Source organism: Ruegeria arenilitoris (assembly GCF_013035425.1).
GTDB lineage: Bacteria > Pseudomonadota > Alphaproteobacteria > Rhodobacterales > Rhodobacteraceae > Ruegeria > Ruegeria arenilitoris_A.
Window position 1 is genome coordinate 36,377 of sequence record NZ_WQHX01000010.1, and the last position, 15,054, is coordinate 51,430.

Here is a 15,054-nt window from a genome sequence, read left to right on the forward strand (position 1 = left end):
AAACGCGTGAACATGTTGGACGCGAACCCATATTCTATGCTCTTGGAACCGGTTCAGATCGGGCCAGTCACAGCCAGGAACCGCTTCTATCAAGTGCCTCATTGCACTGGGCTGGGACACCTCCGGCCACGGGCAGATGCTGCCGTCCGTGGGATGAAAGCAGAAGGCGGTTGGGCGGTAGTTTCCAATCAGGAGACCGAGATTCACCCGACCTCTGACCTGTCTCCTTTTGCTGAAGGGCGGTTATGGGACGGGCGCGATGTGCCCGCGTTGCGGCTGATGACGGATGCGGTACATGCACATGGGTCACTGGCGGCAATCCAGCTGGTTCACAATGGCAATCATGCGCAAAACCTGTTGACCCGCGCTCCAGTTCTTGCACCTTCCGAGATGTCCGTCGACACGTCGCATCCCAAGCAGGCGCAGGCTATGGATAAGGCCGATATTCGGGAATTCCGCCGTTGGCACCGCGAGGCTGCCTTGCGCGCGAAAGACGCCGGATTTGACATCATTTACGTCTACGCCGGACACAACATGACTTTGGCGCAACATTTCATGCTGCCGCATATGAACCAGCGTAGCGATGAATATGGTGGGTCGCTCGAAAATCGTGTGCGGCTGACACGTGAACTGCTGGAAGATACCCACGAAACCGTAGGCGACAGCTGCGCCGTGGCATTTCGCTTTGCCATTGATGAGATGATGGGTACCGGGGGCATGCAGGCCACAGAAGAAGGCCGCGCCGTTGTCGAGCTGTTGGCCAACCTTCCTGACCTATGGGATGTTAATGTGGCCGACTGGTCCAATGACAGTGCCACAACGCGTTTTCAGCCTGAAGACGGGTATCAGAATGCGTTTTTGTCCCACGTCAAACAGTTCACACGGAAACCGGTGGTTGGTGTCGGTCGTTTGACGTCCCCCGACATGATGCTGTCGATGGTCAAACAGGGAATTGTCGACCTTATCGGGGCTGCGCGACCTTCCATTGCGGACCCGTTCATTCCGAAAAAGATCGAAGAGGGTCGCATTGACGAAATCCGTGAATGTATCGGCTGTAATATCTGCGTGTCCTCGGACAATCTGGGCATTCCGATCCGCTGCACTCAAAATCCCACAATGGGCGAGGAATGGCGGCGCGGTTGGCACCCCGAGATTATCGCACCAAAGAAGAGCAACGCGGATACTTTAGTTATTGGCGGTGGCCCTGCCGGTCTTGAATGCGCGATGCAATTGGCAAGGCGTGGATACCAGGTGACTTTGGCCGAAGCGGCAGCTGAATTGGGCGGCAGGGTTGGAAAAGAAGCCAAACTTCCCGGCCTCGCAGCTTGGTCCCGCGTCGTCGATTATCGCCTGAACGATCTGAAACAGCGCGGAAACGTCCAATTATTCACCGACAGCAGGCTTGATGGTGATCAGGTGGCAGAGCTTGGCGTCGAACACGTCTTTGTGGCCACCGGCAGCCATTGGCGCACCGACGGCATGGGCCGTAGCACGCAACGCCATATGCCTCAGATCGAGCAAAGCGCCAATGTACTGACGCCTGATGACATCTTGAACGGCCTTCTGCCTCCGGATGGGCCGGTGATGATCTATGATGATGACCACATCTATCTGGCAGGAGTGATCGCCGAAAAACTGGCGACTGCAGGATACCAAGTGGTCTTTGTCACCCCGGAGAGTTTGGTCTCAGCTTACGCCGTAAATACTTTGGAGCAGCCTCGTATTCAGGCCCGTCTGATCGAGCTTGGCATCGACATTCGCTGCAATCAGGTATTGGCCGCTGCTGAAGGTGACATTGCGCGCATCCGGTGTACCTTTACAGGTCGCGAAACGGATGTGCCGTGTGCCTCGACAATTCTGGTCACCGAACGCCAGCGTGAGACGACGCTTTATGACAGCTTGCGCTGGCTCGGGTTGAAAACCCTCGAACTTATTGGCGATGCCGCGTCTCCGGGACTGATTGTGGACGCAGTCTTCGCGGGCCACCGCGCGGCCCGCAATTTTGAACGCCCCAAGGCAGAAGCAGACCAGGATTGGTTTCGCCGCGAGATAATCGATTTGGAGGAAACGAGATGAACAGCCGACCGTTTGAGTTGGATGCGTTAATAGCCTCGCACCAGTACGGCCACGCCCTGCCGCGCGGTTTCTATACCTCGCAAGACATCTATGACTATGACATCGCCCGCGTCTGGAACCGCAACTGGCTTTGGGCAGGGCATGTCAGCCAAATCCCAAACTCCGGCGACTACTTCCTGTTCGACTATGGCCCCGAGAGCATCATCATTGTTCGCGACCGCGATGGTGATGTTCGCGCCCACCTGAATGTCTGCCGCCATCGTGGATCTCGCGTCTGCACTGAACAATCTGGCAACTCCCGTGTTCTTGTTTGCCCCTATCACGCTTGGACATATGAGCTATCGGGAAAACTTCGCGCAAGCCATAACATGGGGGAACATTTTGACCCGTCCAAATTCGGGCTCTTTCCCGTTCAGGTGAGTGTCTTCAAAGGCTTGATCTTTGTCTGTGCCGATGCAAATACACCATCGCTTGATCCTGTCCTCAGCCAACTTTCGCCACTTGTCGAGCCCTATGGCTTTGAAGATCTGAAAGTAGCGCATACAGCGTCATTTCCCGTTCCGGCGAATTGGAAACTAGCGGTGGAGAACTATCTGGAATGCTACCACTGCGGGCCAGCCCACAAAGAGTATTCTCGTTCCCATAGCCTGAAATCGCCGCAAGACATGGTTGGCTTGATCGAACCGCTAAAGGCGAGGGCTGTGGAAGTTGGGCTGTCACCTGATGAATTGGCGCTTGTCAGCGACGCTGCACTCACCCCGTTCACCAGCGGGTACTATCGGCGATATCCGCTTTATCCAGGCTACAAAACCGGCAGCAAATCGGGCGAGGCGCTTGCGCCATTGCTTGGAACGTTGAAAGGCTTCGACGGTGGCGCAACTGACTTTGACATTGGTCCTTTGAATTGGTTCCTTATTTATTCGGATCACATGGTCGGCTACCGCTTCATTCCACGAGGCTTACAGGAAACCGACATTCAGGTGGTCTGGCTGGTTCGCGCTGACGCCGAAGAAGGGCAAGACTACAACAAAGAAAACCTGACCTGGCTTTGGCATGTCACATCTTTGGATGACGAACGCATCATTCGCTACAACCAGTCCGGCGTAAATTCTCAATACTTCCAACCGGGTCCCTTGGGCGAAATGGAAACGTCGATCCAGGACTTTTACGATTTCTATTTCACCATGATCAGCCCGGAACCAGAACAAAGGATGGCGGGCAATGGCTGAGGCGAAATCACGCCGTCGCGGTGGAGGCGGGCGCGCCGCGCGCATAAAGGTTCAACAGGCGACCACGGGCAATGAGGCCGTACGTGGGGGCCTAAGTGGCGGGCGCTACAAACCGCTGACCCAAGCAGATATGGAGAACATCCACCAAGCGGCCTTGACCGTTCTGGAAAACACCGGCGTTAACGACCATTTTCCGGAATTGCTTGATCTGGTGCTGCCCAAGGGCGCGGTGATGAATGACCTCAATCGGCTGTGCTTCCCCCGAGCCTTGATGGAAGACATCCTGGATGGTGCTGCCAAGGAGTTTTATGTCTATGCCCGCGGAGAGCGTGAAGGCAAAGACGACATGCATTGCTCGGCAGAGAGCGTTTACTTCGCCAACTCCGGAACCGCCGTCACCACCTTCGATTCCCAGACCAAATCTTATCGCCCTTCGGTCCTGCGCGATGTTTATGATTTCACCCGTCTAGTGGACCGCTTGGACAACATACATATGCTGGGCGATACGGTTTTGGCCACCGATGTGATCGATGATTTCGCCCACGATATGAACACCATATATGCAATGCTCGCAGGCAGCCAAAAGCCTGCCTGTCTGACCTTTCGCGACCGCAGTCATATCCCGCATGCCATCCGCATGTTTGACTTGGCCCAGGGTGGTGAAGGGGCTTTCATGAAAAAGCCAAGCGTCATTTTTGGCGGCTGTCCAATGGTTTCGCCCCTGCGGATCGGTAAGGAAAATATGGAGATCCTGATTGATACCGCCAAACTTGGCCTGACTGTCGATCTGGCTGTGCCTCCTCAAGCCGGGGCCACAGCCCCTGGTACGCTTGCGGGTACACTTGTACAAACCGTGGCCGAAACGCTGGCCTGCGTTGCCATCGTAAATCTCATCAAACCAGGCTGTCCGGTCTGCTTTGCCGCCTGGCCCTTCATCACAGATTTGCGCAGCGGTTCATTCACCGGTGGCGGCGGTGAACAGGCTCTGATTGGCGCGGCTGCCATTCAAATGGGTAATTTCTATGGCCTTCCCACATCCGTTGGCGCAGGCATGACCGATGCCAAAATACCCGACGCGCAATACGGCTTAGAAAAGGCGCTGACCTTCACGCTTGCTGCTCATGCCGGTGCCAATCGCCTTTGCGAGTTTGGCGGTATGATCGGCAGCCTCATGGGATGTAGTTTTGAAAGTATGGTCATCGATGACGAAGCGGGCGGAATGATACTGCGATCGTTGCGCGGGATAGAGGTCACGGATGAAACCATGGCTGTGGATGTGATCCACCAGTGCGCCATCGACCCTGGTCATTTCCTCGGTAACCCCCACACGCTAAACTATATGAACAGCGAGTTCGTCTACCCGCGACTTATGGATCGGGAGCGTACAGACACATGGGAAAACGAAGGCAAAACAGATTTGTTGGACCGCGCCCGTGACAAAGCCAATTCTATTCTAAACAGTCATTTCCCTAACTATTTCGGCGCTTTGGACACTCAGGTGCGCGAAGAATTCCCCATTGTAATGAGTGCAGAAAGCATGAACTATCATGGATAACTCTAGCGCCAAACAATGGGACAACGATCACTTCCTGCACCCGTGGGAAGGGATGGAAGCTTTGGGCAAAAACAACCGCACTTTTGTCGAAAGTGCCAGCGGCATCCATGTAGTGAATGAAAAAGGCGAACGCTTGATTGACGGACCGGGAGGCATGTGGTGCACCCAGATCGGCTATGGGCGAGAGGAGATGGCCGAGGCCATGGCTGATCAAGCTCGGAGCCTTGCCTATTTCTCACCTTTCAACAACACCAACTCGACTGCTGTGCGGTTCGCACGCGAAATCGCCAAACGTGCGCCGGGCGATTTGAATAATGTCTTTTTTACCACCGGTGGTTCGACCGCGGTGGATACGGCTATCCGATTTGTCCATTTTCGAAATAACCTTATGGGTCGTCCTGAGAAAAAGAAAATCATTTCAAGGCAAAAGGCCTATCATGGAAGCACCTACTTGGCGGCCAGCGTCAGTGGAAAAGAGCGCGACCGGCTTTGGCTCGACAAGGCCGATGACCTCGCGCATTTCCTGCCGGACGTAAACCCGCTCTATCGTGCGCCAGGTCAAAGCGAAGAAAGCTTTCTGACAGAGAAAATTTCTGATCTTGAAAACGCTATTGTGGCACTTGGCCCAGAAAATGTTGCCGCTTTTATCGCCGAACCGGTTCTGGCATCTGGCGGCGTTATCGTGCCGCCAAATGAATATCACGAAGGCTGCCTAAAAATCTGCAAGAAGTATGATGTTCTATATATCTCCGACGAAGTGGTGACAGGTTTTGGGCGATTAGGCCATTGGTTTTCGTCTGAGGCAGTTTTCGGCATTCAGCCAGACATAATAACTTGTGCCAAAGGAATGACATCTGGGTACGCGCCGATGGGTGCCGCGATTATCTCTGACCGATTGATCGCCGACGTTGCGGGAAAAGATGCCACCTTCTCAAATGGTTATACCTATTCTGGTCACCCAGTTAGCGCGGCTGCGGGTTTGAAGAGCATTGAGATCATTGAACGGGAAAAACTTCTCGAACACGTTCGAATGGTCGCTCCGGTTTTTCAGGATCAACTGCAGCAGTTGCGTCAGATCGGCATCGTTGCCGACGTGCGTGGGATGGGTTTAATGGGTTGCGTTCAATGCTCAGTTGACGGTGATCCTCGGAGCGAGCTGGGACACGACTACGAGATTGGTGGCCAGATCGATATAGAATGCCAAAAACGGGGGTTATTAGTTCGACCGGTTATCAACATGTGTGTTCTTTCGCCGCCCCTTATCATTAGCGAAAACGAAATTATAAAGATGTTTTCTGTCTTGCGCGAAGGGCTTGAAGCGACAAGCACGTGGCTTGGCGGATTCGGTGACCAATGAAAAGCATGCAACTCCGTTGCGAGTGTAGGCAGGTTGGGATGCCACCGCAAAATTTGGATTCCACGTTCAATGTCCGCAATGGGCTGCCAGCTAGAATTTGAAAACTCCGCTTTCTGCGCAACGCTGTAATTGGGGCATCGCGCAGCATCGGTCAAAGTGGGCTCAGCGCGGTAATTCGTTGAAATGCCGCGAGCGAACGCTATGCGGACGAAGCCACCGTTCGACGTTTCTCGGCCACTGTTTGCAAACGACCCCAAGCCAACATTCAACTTGCTTTCTCATTTCTGCATTTGCAGCCAAGGTTTCGGATATTCGCTGCATCCGCAAGAAGAGAAGACTATCGTTGGTTGGGAAACTGTTCATTTGCTTTGAAAGACGAGGTGGCGGTCTGTGCATCTGCAAAAACGTGCACGCATACGCCTTGCTTCGGAACATTGCGATGGGCAATCTTTAGCGCAGGCTTTTGCGCAAGGGACAGATCGCTAACAAGTCGGGTTGGAGTTATTGCAGGCAGGTGAGAGTATGGAAAAGACGGCTGAGATTGTTCACGAGCTGACATTCGATCGTCCCGTCGAAGACGTATGGACGCTCTTATCTGACTCTCAACGCATGCACGCGATCAGCAGCGCCGGGTTTTCCCCTTACGAAACCGAAGATGTTTTGAACGTCGACGGCTCAGTCGAACGTGCTGCCATAAAAAAGATCGGTCCCTTCAAGCTGAGATGGCGCGAGAAGATGGGGGAATGGGCCGTTCAGGAGTATTTCAGCCAAGCCCGTCTCTTCGAAAGTGGCCCCGTCAATGAACTTACGGTGCGTGTGTATTTCTCGGAACAGAATGGAAAGACGACTGTTAGGGGCGTTTTCTTCGCCAGATGGCGAAGTGTTTTGGGCACCATCCTTTTTCGACTGGGTGTTTTGCATTGGATGACAAGGCAACCGGTCATAGCCATGCGTCGAACCATGGCGGAATACGAGAACCTGAACCTGCCAGTGCCTCGTGACGCGTTTTACACCGTTGCCCCGCGCGCCAAGCAACGTCTGGCAGACGCCATGGAAAAAATCGACCAAGGCCCATTTGGACATGGGCTGACAGGCGCACTTAGCAATTTTCTATTGAAAGCTGATGCCCACTCTTTACGCCGCATTCGCCCGTTGAAACTGGCAGCTGCCTGGGGCGTTCCCGAACAACACATGATCGAAACTTGCATCGCTGCCCATGAGGCGGGCGTGCTGAGTATGCGTTGGGTGATCATATGCCCAAGGTGTCGGGACGGAAAAGCAGATACAGGAAATCTGGCCGATATCCCTGATGCCGCGCATTGTTCCTCCTGCAACGTGAATTTTGACCGTGATTTCGTGAACAACGTTGAGTTGGTATTCAGCCCGTCAGCTTGGCTTCGTATCTTGCCACGTGGCAGTTTCTGCATGATGGCACCGGCCAATGTCCCGCATATCAAATGGCAAGAGACCATAGAGCCGGGTGTTTCAGTTGAAAAGCAGTTGGGCCTCCCAAAAGGCCAGTATCGTATCCGGACGGTAGAAGCCGGAGGAGAGATTATTGTCGAGTATGATGGTCGATCTTGGGTCGGCGTAACATTGCATGGGGATGTGGTTCAAAGCGACCCGACACGGTCCGGCGTTAAGATGTTCGTACAAAACGAGGGCGCGGAAGCGCGCACCATCGTGGTGGAAAATGCCAAGTTTAGCCAGAACCGCCTGACAATTGGTCGCCTGGCTACCGTGCCAGCGTTTCAGGACTATTGCCCAGATCAATTGCTGAAAGCCAGACAAACGGCAGGCATCGGCCAAGTCGCGATCCTGTTCTCGGATCTGGAAGAATCCACCGCGCTTTACGAAGCCATTGGCGACGCTTCAGCTTATGCGCTGGTTGTTTCACATTTCGATTTCATGACTCAGCGAGTGCGCAAACACGGCGGCATTGTGGTCAAAACCATTGGAGATGCGGTCATGGCAGCGTTTTCGGATGGGGACGCAGCTGTCAACGCCGCCCTCGAAATTCAACGAGACTTCGCCGCGTTCAACGCGAACTACGATCAGCCCGATCTCAAGCTGAAGATTGGAATTCACGAAGGCACCTGTGTCGCGATGCGGTCGGATAAGGGACTGGATTTCTTCGGCAGCGCCATAAATCTGGCCGCGCGGCTGCTGTCACAGGCCGAAGGCGGCGAGATCGTCCTCTCGAAAGACTTAGCAAAAACCGACATAGTTGTAGGCCTCGCTCAATTCTCCACCAGATCGGACGAAGCCCGTTTGTCCGGGTTTGACAAACCGGTGGAGTTTTTCAGATTGACCTCTTCTGAAAACCTACCTCCGTCAGGTGTCAATTGACGATGCAACTTACGCACCTTCAGGCAAACTTAACCTGAGGGAGCAGTGCCTACACCTTCCTTTAATCAATTATTTCCCGTATCGCTCGCCGCCCGAAGTGGTCACTGAGGCGACTGTTTAATTTCTGCTTTCGCAGCCCGGATAGCGGACATTAACGGCCTCCGCTCAGTTCGTTCTCCGAGGCTCACAACAATGCTGAAAAATCTGCTAGCTATAACTTAGGCAGCTCTGGTCCTCCTGGAGGCTTTTTCGACGACGGCAGCGCGCTTTTTTGTCGGAACACATCGATCCGCTAAGTACTTTGCACGAGTCACTTGGCCAAAGGAAACCGATGCCAATACACGTTCTAAAAGCGGTGGGAACATCCTAGTCTACGCAATTGATCAATTCCCGAACTGGCTTCAAACGCACACGATCTTTGGTTGCAATCAGATATGTCTCGTGTTGCCGGTCGAGTTCTTGGATCGGGATCTTGGCCACCGCGTTTTTGATCAAGCTGTTGTCCTAAAGAAATACAGCTACGCCAACGCCTTGCAGCACCGCCTCGTACATTTGCGGAAACGTCGTCATTATCCGCCTCTTCAGATACGTGAAGTCAGCTTTTGTGGTCCCGGCAACATCTGTTCGCGCCCGCCGCGAACTTCCACTTTCCGCCCATTGTGTCAAATGCCGCGATCAACACAAATGAGCAGTTTGGGTTCGGTGCGGTCGTTGGCCGACAAATCGCGAGCGACCGCAATGCGGACTAAGCTCACCTTGGCTACAAAAGCCATCTGCCCCGCACCTAATTTTTCGGATACCGCCCTGAATTTAATTCCTTGCCACCGGCTTAGAACGCATGCGACCCGCAGTTTCTCTTTCCGCGCGTTTGCAACGAATAGGTGGCAGACCTTGGTCAATCAAGGCCATGTCCTCGAGAACCATATCACCCATCTTTTTGAATGAAGTGTCTATGGCGCCGGCGCGGTGCGCCGACTTGATAAGACCATGTAACGAGCGCCCTCTATGATCAAATGGCAGAGGCTCGTCGGGCCAAACATCGGAGGCTGCAATTATGTGGTTCCGCTCTATCGCGTCTAGCATGGCTTCAAAATCGACCACGTCTGCTCGGCTTAAAAGAATAAAGGCTGCCGACGGTCGCATTGCTGCAAATTCTTCTTCCCCAATCAATCCGCGGTTCTCGGTTGTAGCTGCAGCAAGCACAAAAACAAAGTCAGACTCGGTTAAAACCTCAATGAGGTCGGCTGGGATAACTTGGTGATCTTCAAGAACTGAATTTGGTAGCCATGGGTCGTAGACTCTGACGTTGCACCGGAAACCCACGAGCAAGCGGTGGAGTGCTCGGCCGATGTCCCCAAAACCGATCAATCCTATGTCAGCCTCCGTTAAAAGCCGAGCGGAGGAATTGCCATCTCCGCCCCAGAGTTCCCTTCCCGATCGGAAATCGGCATCAGCTTGGCTAATCTGCCTTGCGAGATCGAGTGCGAAACCGAGCCCAATCTCCGCCACTGGTACGGCAAAGACCGAGCCGGTTGTGAGCACATAGATGCCCCGGTTGAATATCTCTTCGTAAGGCATGTTATCCAAAAGGTTCGATTCTACGTTAAAAACCGCCTTCAGCGAACTCATCTTTGCAAGAGCTTCGGAAGGTATCGGCGGCTGACCCAGTACGTATCGGGTATTTGCAAGTAAGGCTTCGCCAAGCCCAACGACGGCGTCTGCTTCAGTTTCGTGCAACTCATAGCGTGCGCGTAGTTCTGACAACTTCTCAGGCGTGAATATCAGATCAAGGCTGCGCGGTTCGGGAGCGCAAATCACTAACGGTTTAGATTGTTTCGTCACTAAAACGCCCCAACGTAAATCGGTATTCATCACCACCCTCTATAAACGATTCCGTAGAGAATAACCTGACTTTCAAGACTAGTACCCTCCAAGACAGTTTTGAGCCATGTGAGTAAGCAAAGGAGCGGTTGGTCTCCAAATTTTCGGAGCACTGCAAATCTAAGAGATTTGTAATTTTCTTGCAGGAAAGAGAGATCAATGGTGTGATTGACCCCGCCACGGGGGATCAGGGCCAAGTCTGTGTCCGATAAGAATGCCCGGAAATGCAAACCTCCATTGGCGATAAATGGGTTGGGCTAAATACCGATCCGATACTAAGGGAGGAAAAGTCTTGAAAAGAACAACAATGACATTGGCTGGGTCACTAGTTGCACTCTCAGCATCACTCAGCGCCGCTCAAGCGGACAAGCTTACACTGTATTGCTCGGCCCAGGAAGATTGGTGCCAACTGATGGCGCGAAGCTTCGAAGACGGAACGGGGATCGACGTAAACATGACGCGTAAATCTTCTGGTGAGACATTTGCCCAAATTCGTGCTGAAAGCTCAAATCCAAAAGGTGACGTCTGGTGGGGAGGAACGGGAGACCCGCATCTTCAAGCCGCTGAAGAGGGCCTGACAATGGAGTATATGTCGCCGATGCGCGATCAACTTCATGACTGGGCAATTTCACAGGCCGAAAGTGCAGGCAACAAGACGATCGGAATATACTCCGGCGCGTTGGGTTACGGTTACAATTCCGACTTGCTCGCTGCTAACAACCTGCCCGAACCCGCGTGTTGGAAAGACCTACTGAAGCCTGAATATAAAGGTCATGTGCAGATGGCGAACCCGAATTCTTCGGGTACCGCATACACGACATTGGCTTCGATGGTACAGATATTCGGTGAGGACGAAGGCTTTGAATTCATGAAAGGCCTGCACTCCAATATTAACCAATATACAAAGTCTGGTTCTGCTCCGATAAAGGCAGCGGGACGCGGTGAAAACACCATCGGCATTGTCTTCATGCACGACGCAGTTAAGCAAGCCGTCTCGGGTTTCCCGGTAAAGGTCGTTGCGCCGTGTGAGGGCACGGGATACGAGATCGGTTCCATGTCGATCATCGACGGTGCGCGCAACGAAGAAGAAGCCAAGAAATTCTATGACTGGGCGCTTAGCACTGACGCTCAGAATTTGGCACTGCAGGTCAACGCGTTCCAGGTGCCATCCAACAAAGGTGCCGAGACATCCGAAAGTGCGCCTGACATGAGCCAGATCAAACTGATCGACTATGACTTCAAGAAATACGGCTCGTCAGACGAACGCAAGCGGCTGCTACAGAAGTGGGACGAAGAGGTTTCGGTTCTGCCTCAGTAAGTGACTGAAGAAAAGACAATAACAGCCCACCCAGTGCTAATCTTCTGGATCATCGCTGGGTGGGTCGGCTTCTGCCTTCTGCCATGGTACATGGTAGAAGATGGGCTTTGGTCATTCGCGTGGTTGGTGGATGGCTATCCGTTTGATGAAGACTATGCTCCAGCCCTCTTTCTGATAGGACAAGCCGAGAAGCTGTGGCTTGCGCCATTGCTAATCCCATTAGTACTTCCGCTACTTGTACTGAACAGGCCAAAGTCTGATCCTCGATACGCACGTATTCTGGTCTTAGCAGGTGCCTTGGGTTTTGGCTGGCTCATTGCACAAGGCTTCTCGATAGGCATCAGGGGCTTTAACTTCGAATGGCTGAACGCATTGTTCGGAGAGCCGAAGATCCGTCAATTTGGAATGGGATACGGCGCCATGATTTGCGCGTCGGCGTTTCTGTTCCTGCTTACCCAAGGAATCGCGGCACGCGGCGCGATCAACGGTGATGTTTTCGTCGTTAGTGCAATCGGAGGCGTGATTACAATTGTAACTGCATTTGTGTTTTACCCGATTGCCAACATGCTGTTTTCGGCATTCATAACAGAGGACGGGACTTATTCCGTATCGGTATTCGCGTCGAAGTTCTTTGATAATCGACTCTGGGGGCTGGGCTGTTTTGCCGGCGCAAAATGCGGGGCCGCTTGGAATTCACTCTTTCTTGCCATTCTGGTTGGGATAATAACGACTTCGCTCGGTTTGTGTTTTGCATTGGTCGTCACAAGGTCGGGGTTCCGCTTCAAAAGGGGAATGCGAGCGCTTACGGTCTTACCGATCATCACGCCGCCATTCGTGATTGGGCTGGCATTAATCCTATTGTTTGGTCTTTCCGGGTCAGTCACTGTTTTCTTTGCCGAGCTCTTCGGTATTCAGCCCACTCGTTGGCTCTACGGGATGCCGGGAGTGCTGATTGCGCAGACCCTTGCCTTCACACCAATTGCTTTCCTTGTCCTGATTGGCGTTGTCGAAGGTGTATCCCCCTCGATGGAGGAGGCTGCACAAACATTGCGTGCGAACCGGTGGCAGACCTTCAAAACGGTCTCCTTGCCATTGATGCGCCCGGGTTTAGCAAATGCCTTTCTTCTCGGCTTTATCGAATCCATGGCGGATTTCGGAAACCCACTGGTTCTGGGTGGCAATTTCGACGTTTTGTCGACCGAAATTTTCTTCGCCATCGTTGGCGCTCAGTACGATCAAGGTCGAGCTGCAGTGCTGGCCATGGTTCTTTTGTTCTTCACACTGTCCGCCTTTTATGCCCAGCGGGCTTGGTTAGGAAAGAAGAGCTACACAACCGTGTCCGGCAAAGGAGACGCAGGTGTCCATCCGTTGATGCCGAACGGTCTGGCCATTCCGGTGTTAGCTATCGCACTGACATGGGCGCTGTTCACAGCAATAGTCTATGGGATGATCATCTACGGTAGTCTTGTTGAACTTTGGGGTGTCAACAACTCGCTGACACTTAAGCATTATGTGACGGCCTTCTCTGTTCGATTTGAAGCAGAGGGCATTCGCTGGACGGGGGCTGCTTGGGACAGCTTCTGGACAACCATCACCATTGCTGCAATCGCGGCACCATTGACGGCCGCGGTCGGGTTGGTGACTGCTTACCTGCTTACAAGGCAAAGCTTTGCAGGCAAGAATGCTTTCGAATTCGGAACTATGCTGTCCTTCGCTATTCCTGGCACGGTCATCGGCGTCAGCTATATCTTGGCATTCAACGTACCGCCGATAGAAATCACTGGGACAGGCGTAATCCTTGTGGTTAGCTTCATATTCCGCAACATGCCGGTTGGCGTGCGGGCGGGCATCGCATCCATGTCACAGCTCGACAAGTCTTTGGACGAGTCCTCGTTAACGCTCGGAGCCAACTCCTGGCAGACTTTCCGACGGGTAATCCTCCCGCTACTTAGGCCAGCAATCTTAGCCGCGCTCGTCTACAGCTTTGTACGCGCCATGACGGCCATTTCGGCAGTAATTTTCCTAGTGTCTGCCGAGTACGATATGGCGACCAGCTATATTATTGGGCGGGTCGAAAACAACGACTACGGACTTGCTATCGCTTACTCGACCACATTGATCTTTGTCATGCTAGCGGCTGTCGGGTTTTTGCAGATTCTCGTCGGCCGCGTTCAGATTGGACGGCGCACACAACTCGGGGCAGAGAAAACGACATGACTGATCCAAAGATTGCAAGCAAGGCTGCACCGGTGGTGTTCGAGGGTGTTTCGAAGGTATTCGGGAAAGATGTGGTCGCAGTTGATAACATCGACCTAAATGTTGAAGCAGGAAAACTGGTCACGCTGCTGGGCCCATCGGGGTGCGGCAAGACTACGACTCTCCGAATGATCGCGGGGCTGGAGATGGCCAGTTCCGGTCGCATCCTGATAGGCGACCGCGATGTGACAAGGCTGCCTGCTACTGATCGCGACGTATCGATGGTATTTCAGTCCTATGCCCTTTTTCCCCACATGAGCGTAATAGAGAACGTCATGTACGGGCTGACATTCTCCGGATATGACAAAGGTGAGGCTCGGTCGCGTGCGTTGTATGGGTTGGATCTCGTTGGTTTGAAGGGATTCGAGGGTCGATTGCCCAGCGAGCTTTCTGGCGGGCAACAACAACGCGTCGCGGTAGCCCGGGCCTTGGTGCTGGAACCGCAAGTCCTGCTTTTTGATGAACCATTGTCGAATCTTGACTCGAAGCTCCGCCGGCAAGTGCGTGAAGACATCCGAGCAATTCAACAAGACCTTGGCCTGACGGTCGTCTACGTGACCCACGACCAAGAGGAGGCCCTTGCCGTCTCAGACGAAATTGTCGTTATGCGCAACGCCTCCATCGCTCAAATTGGCACGCCGCGGCAGCTTTACGATGCCCCAATAGATCGGTTCGTGGCAGATTTTATCGGTGAAGCGAACCTGATCAATTGCAGCATCGTATCAGTTGAACGTGATCAGGCCACAATTGAAATCGAAGGGTATCGGCATAGACTACCAGCTCGCGGGTTGAGCAAAGGACCAGCTACTTTGGCGGTGCGCCCCTCCCGGATTGTAATTGGCTCTGACGCCGGCATCACCGCAGAAGTTGCCAAGGCCACATATGTGGGCGTCCGGATGGAGTACACATTAAAAGGAACTTTCGGGCAGGTCTTCGCGGTGCAAGACGATGTGGACGACCCACTTGAAACGGGGACTGCTATCAAAATTTCATTTGCTGAGCGTGGACCTGTCTTGCTGCCGGGCGGATAATC

Annotated in this window: 9 protein-coding genes; 8 read left to right on the forward strand and 1 reads right to left on the reverse strand. The window is 53.3% G+C overall.

What is annotated here, in order from left to right:
* Window positions 1-12 precede the first annotated feature (12 nt).
* From GOV45_RS20875 to GOV45_RS20895, 5 genes are all read left to right on the forward strand, one after another.
* Window positions 13-2,076: an FAD-dependent oxidoreductase gene (locus tag GOV45_RS20875; protein ID WP_170481848.1), complete on the forward strand. Its 2,064-nt coding sequence runs from the start codon at window positions 13-15 to the stop codon at window positions 2,074-2,076.
* Complete coding sequence (locus GOV45_RS20880; protein WP_170481720.1) at window positions 2,073-3,305, forward strand: aromatic ring-hydroxylating oxygenase subunit alpha; 1,233 nt, start codon at window positions 2,073-2,075, stop codon at window positions 3,303-3,305. The genes GOV45_RS20875 and GOV45_RS20880 overlap by 4 nt, the downstream gene beginning before the upstream one ends.
* Window positions 3,298-4,860 carry a trimethylamine methyltransferase family protein gene (locus GOV45_RS20885; RefSeq protein WP_170481722.1) on the forward strand — a complete coding sequence of 521 codons (1,563 nt, stop codon included), beginning with the start codon at window positions 3,298-3,300 and terminating at the stop codon, window positions 4,858-4,860. The genes GOV45_RS20880 and GOV45_RS20885 overlap by 8 nt, the downstream gene beginning before the upstream one ends.
* The gene (locus tag GOV45_RS20890) at window positions 4,853-6,217 is read left to right on the forward strand and encodes an aminotransferase (RefSeq protein WP_170481724.1); all 1,365 of its coding nucleotides are present in this window, start codon (window positions 4,853-4,855) and stop codon (window positions 6,215-6,217) included. The genes GOV45_RS20885 and GOV45_RS20890 overlap by 8 nt, the downstream gene beginning before the upstream one ends.
* Window positions 6,218-6,739: 522 nt before the next feature.
* A complete protein-coding gene (locus tag GOV45_RS20895; protein WP_170481726.1) occupies window positions 6,740-8,566 on the forward strand; it encodes an adenylate/guanylate cyclase domain-containing protein in 1,827 nt (608 codons plus the stop codon).
* A gap of 810 nt (window positions 8,567-9,376) precedes the next feature.
* On the opposite strand, the gene GOV45_RS20900 is transcribed toward GOV45_RS20895, so the two are convergent.
* Window positions 9,377-10,438, reverse strand: coding sequence for a hydroxyacid dehydrogenase (locus GOV45_RS20900; protein ID WP_174823733.1), 1,062 nt, complete (start codon window positions 10,436-10,438; stop codon window positions 9,377-9,379).
* A gap of 301 nt (window positions 10,439-10,739) precedes the next feature.
* Between GOV45_RS20900 and GOV45_RS20905 the strand changes: the two genes are divergently transcribed.
* From GOV45_RS20905 to GOV45_RS20915, 3 genes are read left to right on the forward strand one after another with little or no spacing between them, the layout of a single operon-like run.
* Window positions 10,740-11,765, forward strand: coding sequence for an ABC transporter substrate-binding protein (locus GOV45_RS20905; protein ID WP_170481729.1), 1,026 nt, complete (start codon window positions 10,740-10,742; stop codon window positions 11,763-11,765).
* Window positions 11,766-13,982: an ABC transporter permease gene (locus GOV45_RS20910; protein WP_170481732.1), complete on the forward strand. Its 2,217-nt coding sequence runs from the start codon at window positions 11,766-11,768 to the stop codon at window positions 13,980-13,982. It begins immediately after the preceding gene.
* On the forward strand, window positions 13,979-15,052 hold the full coding sequence (locus GOV45_RS20915; RefSeq protein ID WP_170481733.1) for an ABC transporter ATP-binding protein: 1,074 nt from the start codon (window positions 13,979-13,981) through the stop codon (window positions 15,050-15,052). Before GOV45_RS20910 ends, GOV45_RS20915 begins: the two co-directional genes overlap by 4 nt.
* The last annotated feature ends 2 nt before the right edge of the window (window positions 15,053-15,054 follow it).

What these genes read in the sequence shown, in the direction of transcription:
- GOV45_RS20875 (WP_170481848.1), top strand. Translation starts at nt 13, where the DNA reads ATGTTGGACGCGAACCCATATTCTATGCTCTTGGAACCGGTTCAGATC.
- GOV45_RS20880 (WP_170481720.1), top strand. Translation starts at nt 2,073, where the DNA reads ATGAACAGCCGACCGTTTGAGTTGGATGCGTTAATAGCCTCGCACCAG.
- GOV45_RS20885 (WP_170481722.1), top strand. Translation starts at nt 3,298, where the DNA reads ATGGCTGAGGCGAAATCACGCCGTCGCGGTGGAGGCGGGCGCGCCGCG.
- GOV45_RS20890 (WP_170481724.1), top strand. Translation starts at nt 4,853, where the DNA reads ATGGATAACTCTAGCGCCAAACAATGGGACAACGATCACTTCCTGCAC.
- GOV45_RS20895 (WP_170481726.1), top strand. Translation starts at nt 6,740, where the DNA reads ATGGAAAAGACGGCTGAGATTGTTCACGAGCTGACATTCGATCGTCCC.
- GOV45_RS20900 (WP_174823733.1), bottom strand. Translation starts at nt 10,438, where the DNA reads ATGAATACCGATTTACGTTGGGGCGTTTTAGTGACGAAACAATCTAAA.
- GOV45_RS20915 (WP_170481733.1), top strand. Translation starts at nt 13,979, where the DNA reads ATGACTGATCCAAAGATTGCAAGCAAGGCTGCACCGGTGGTGTTCGAG.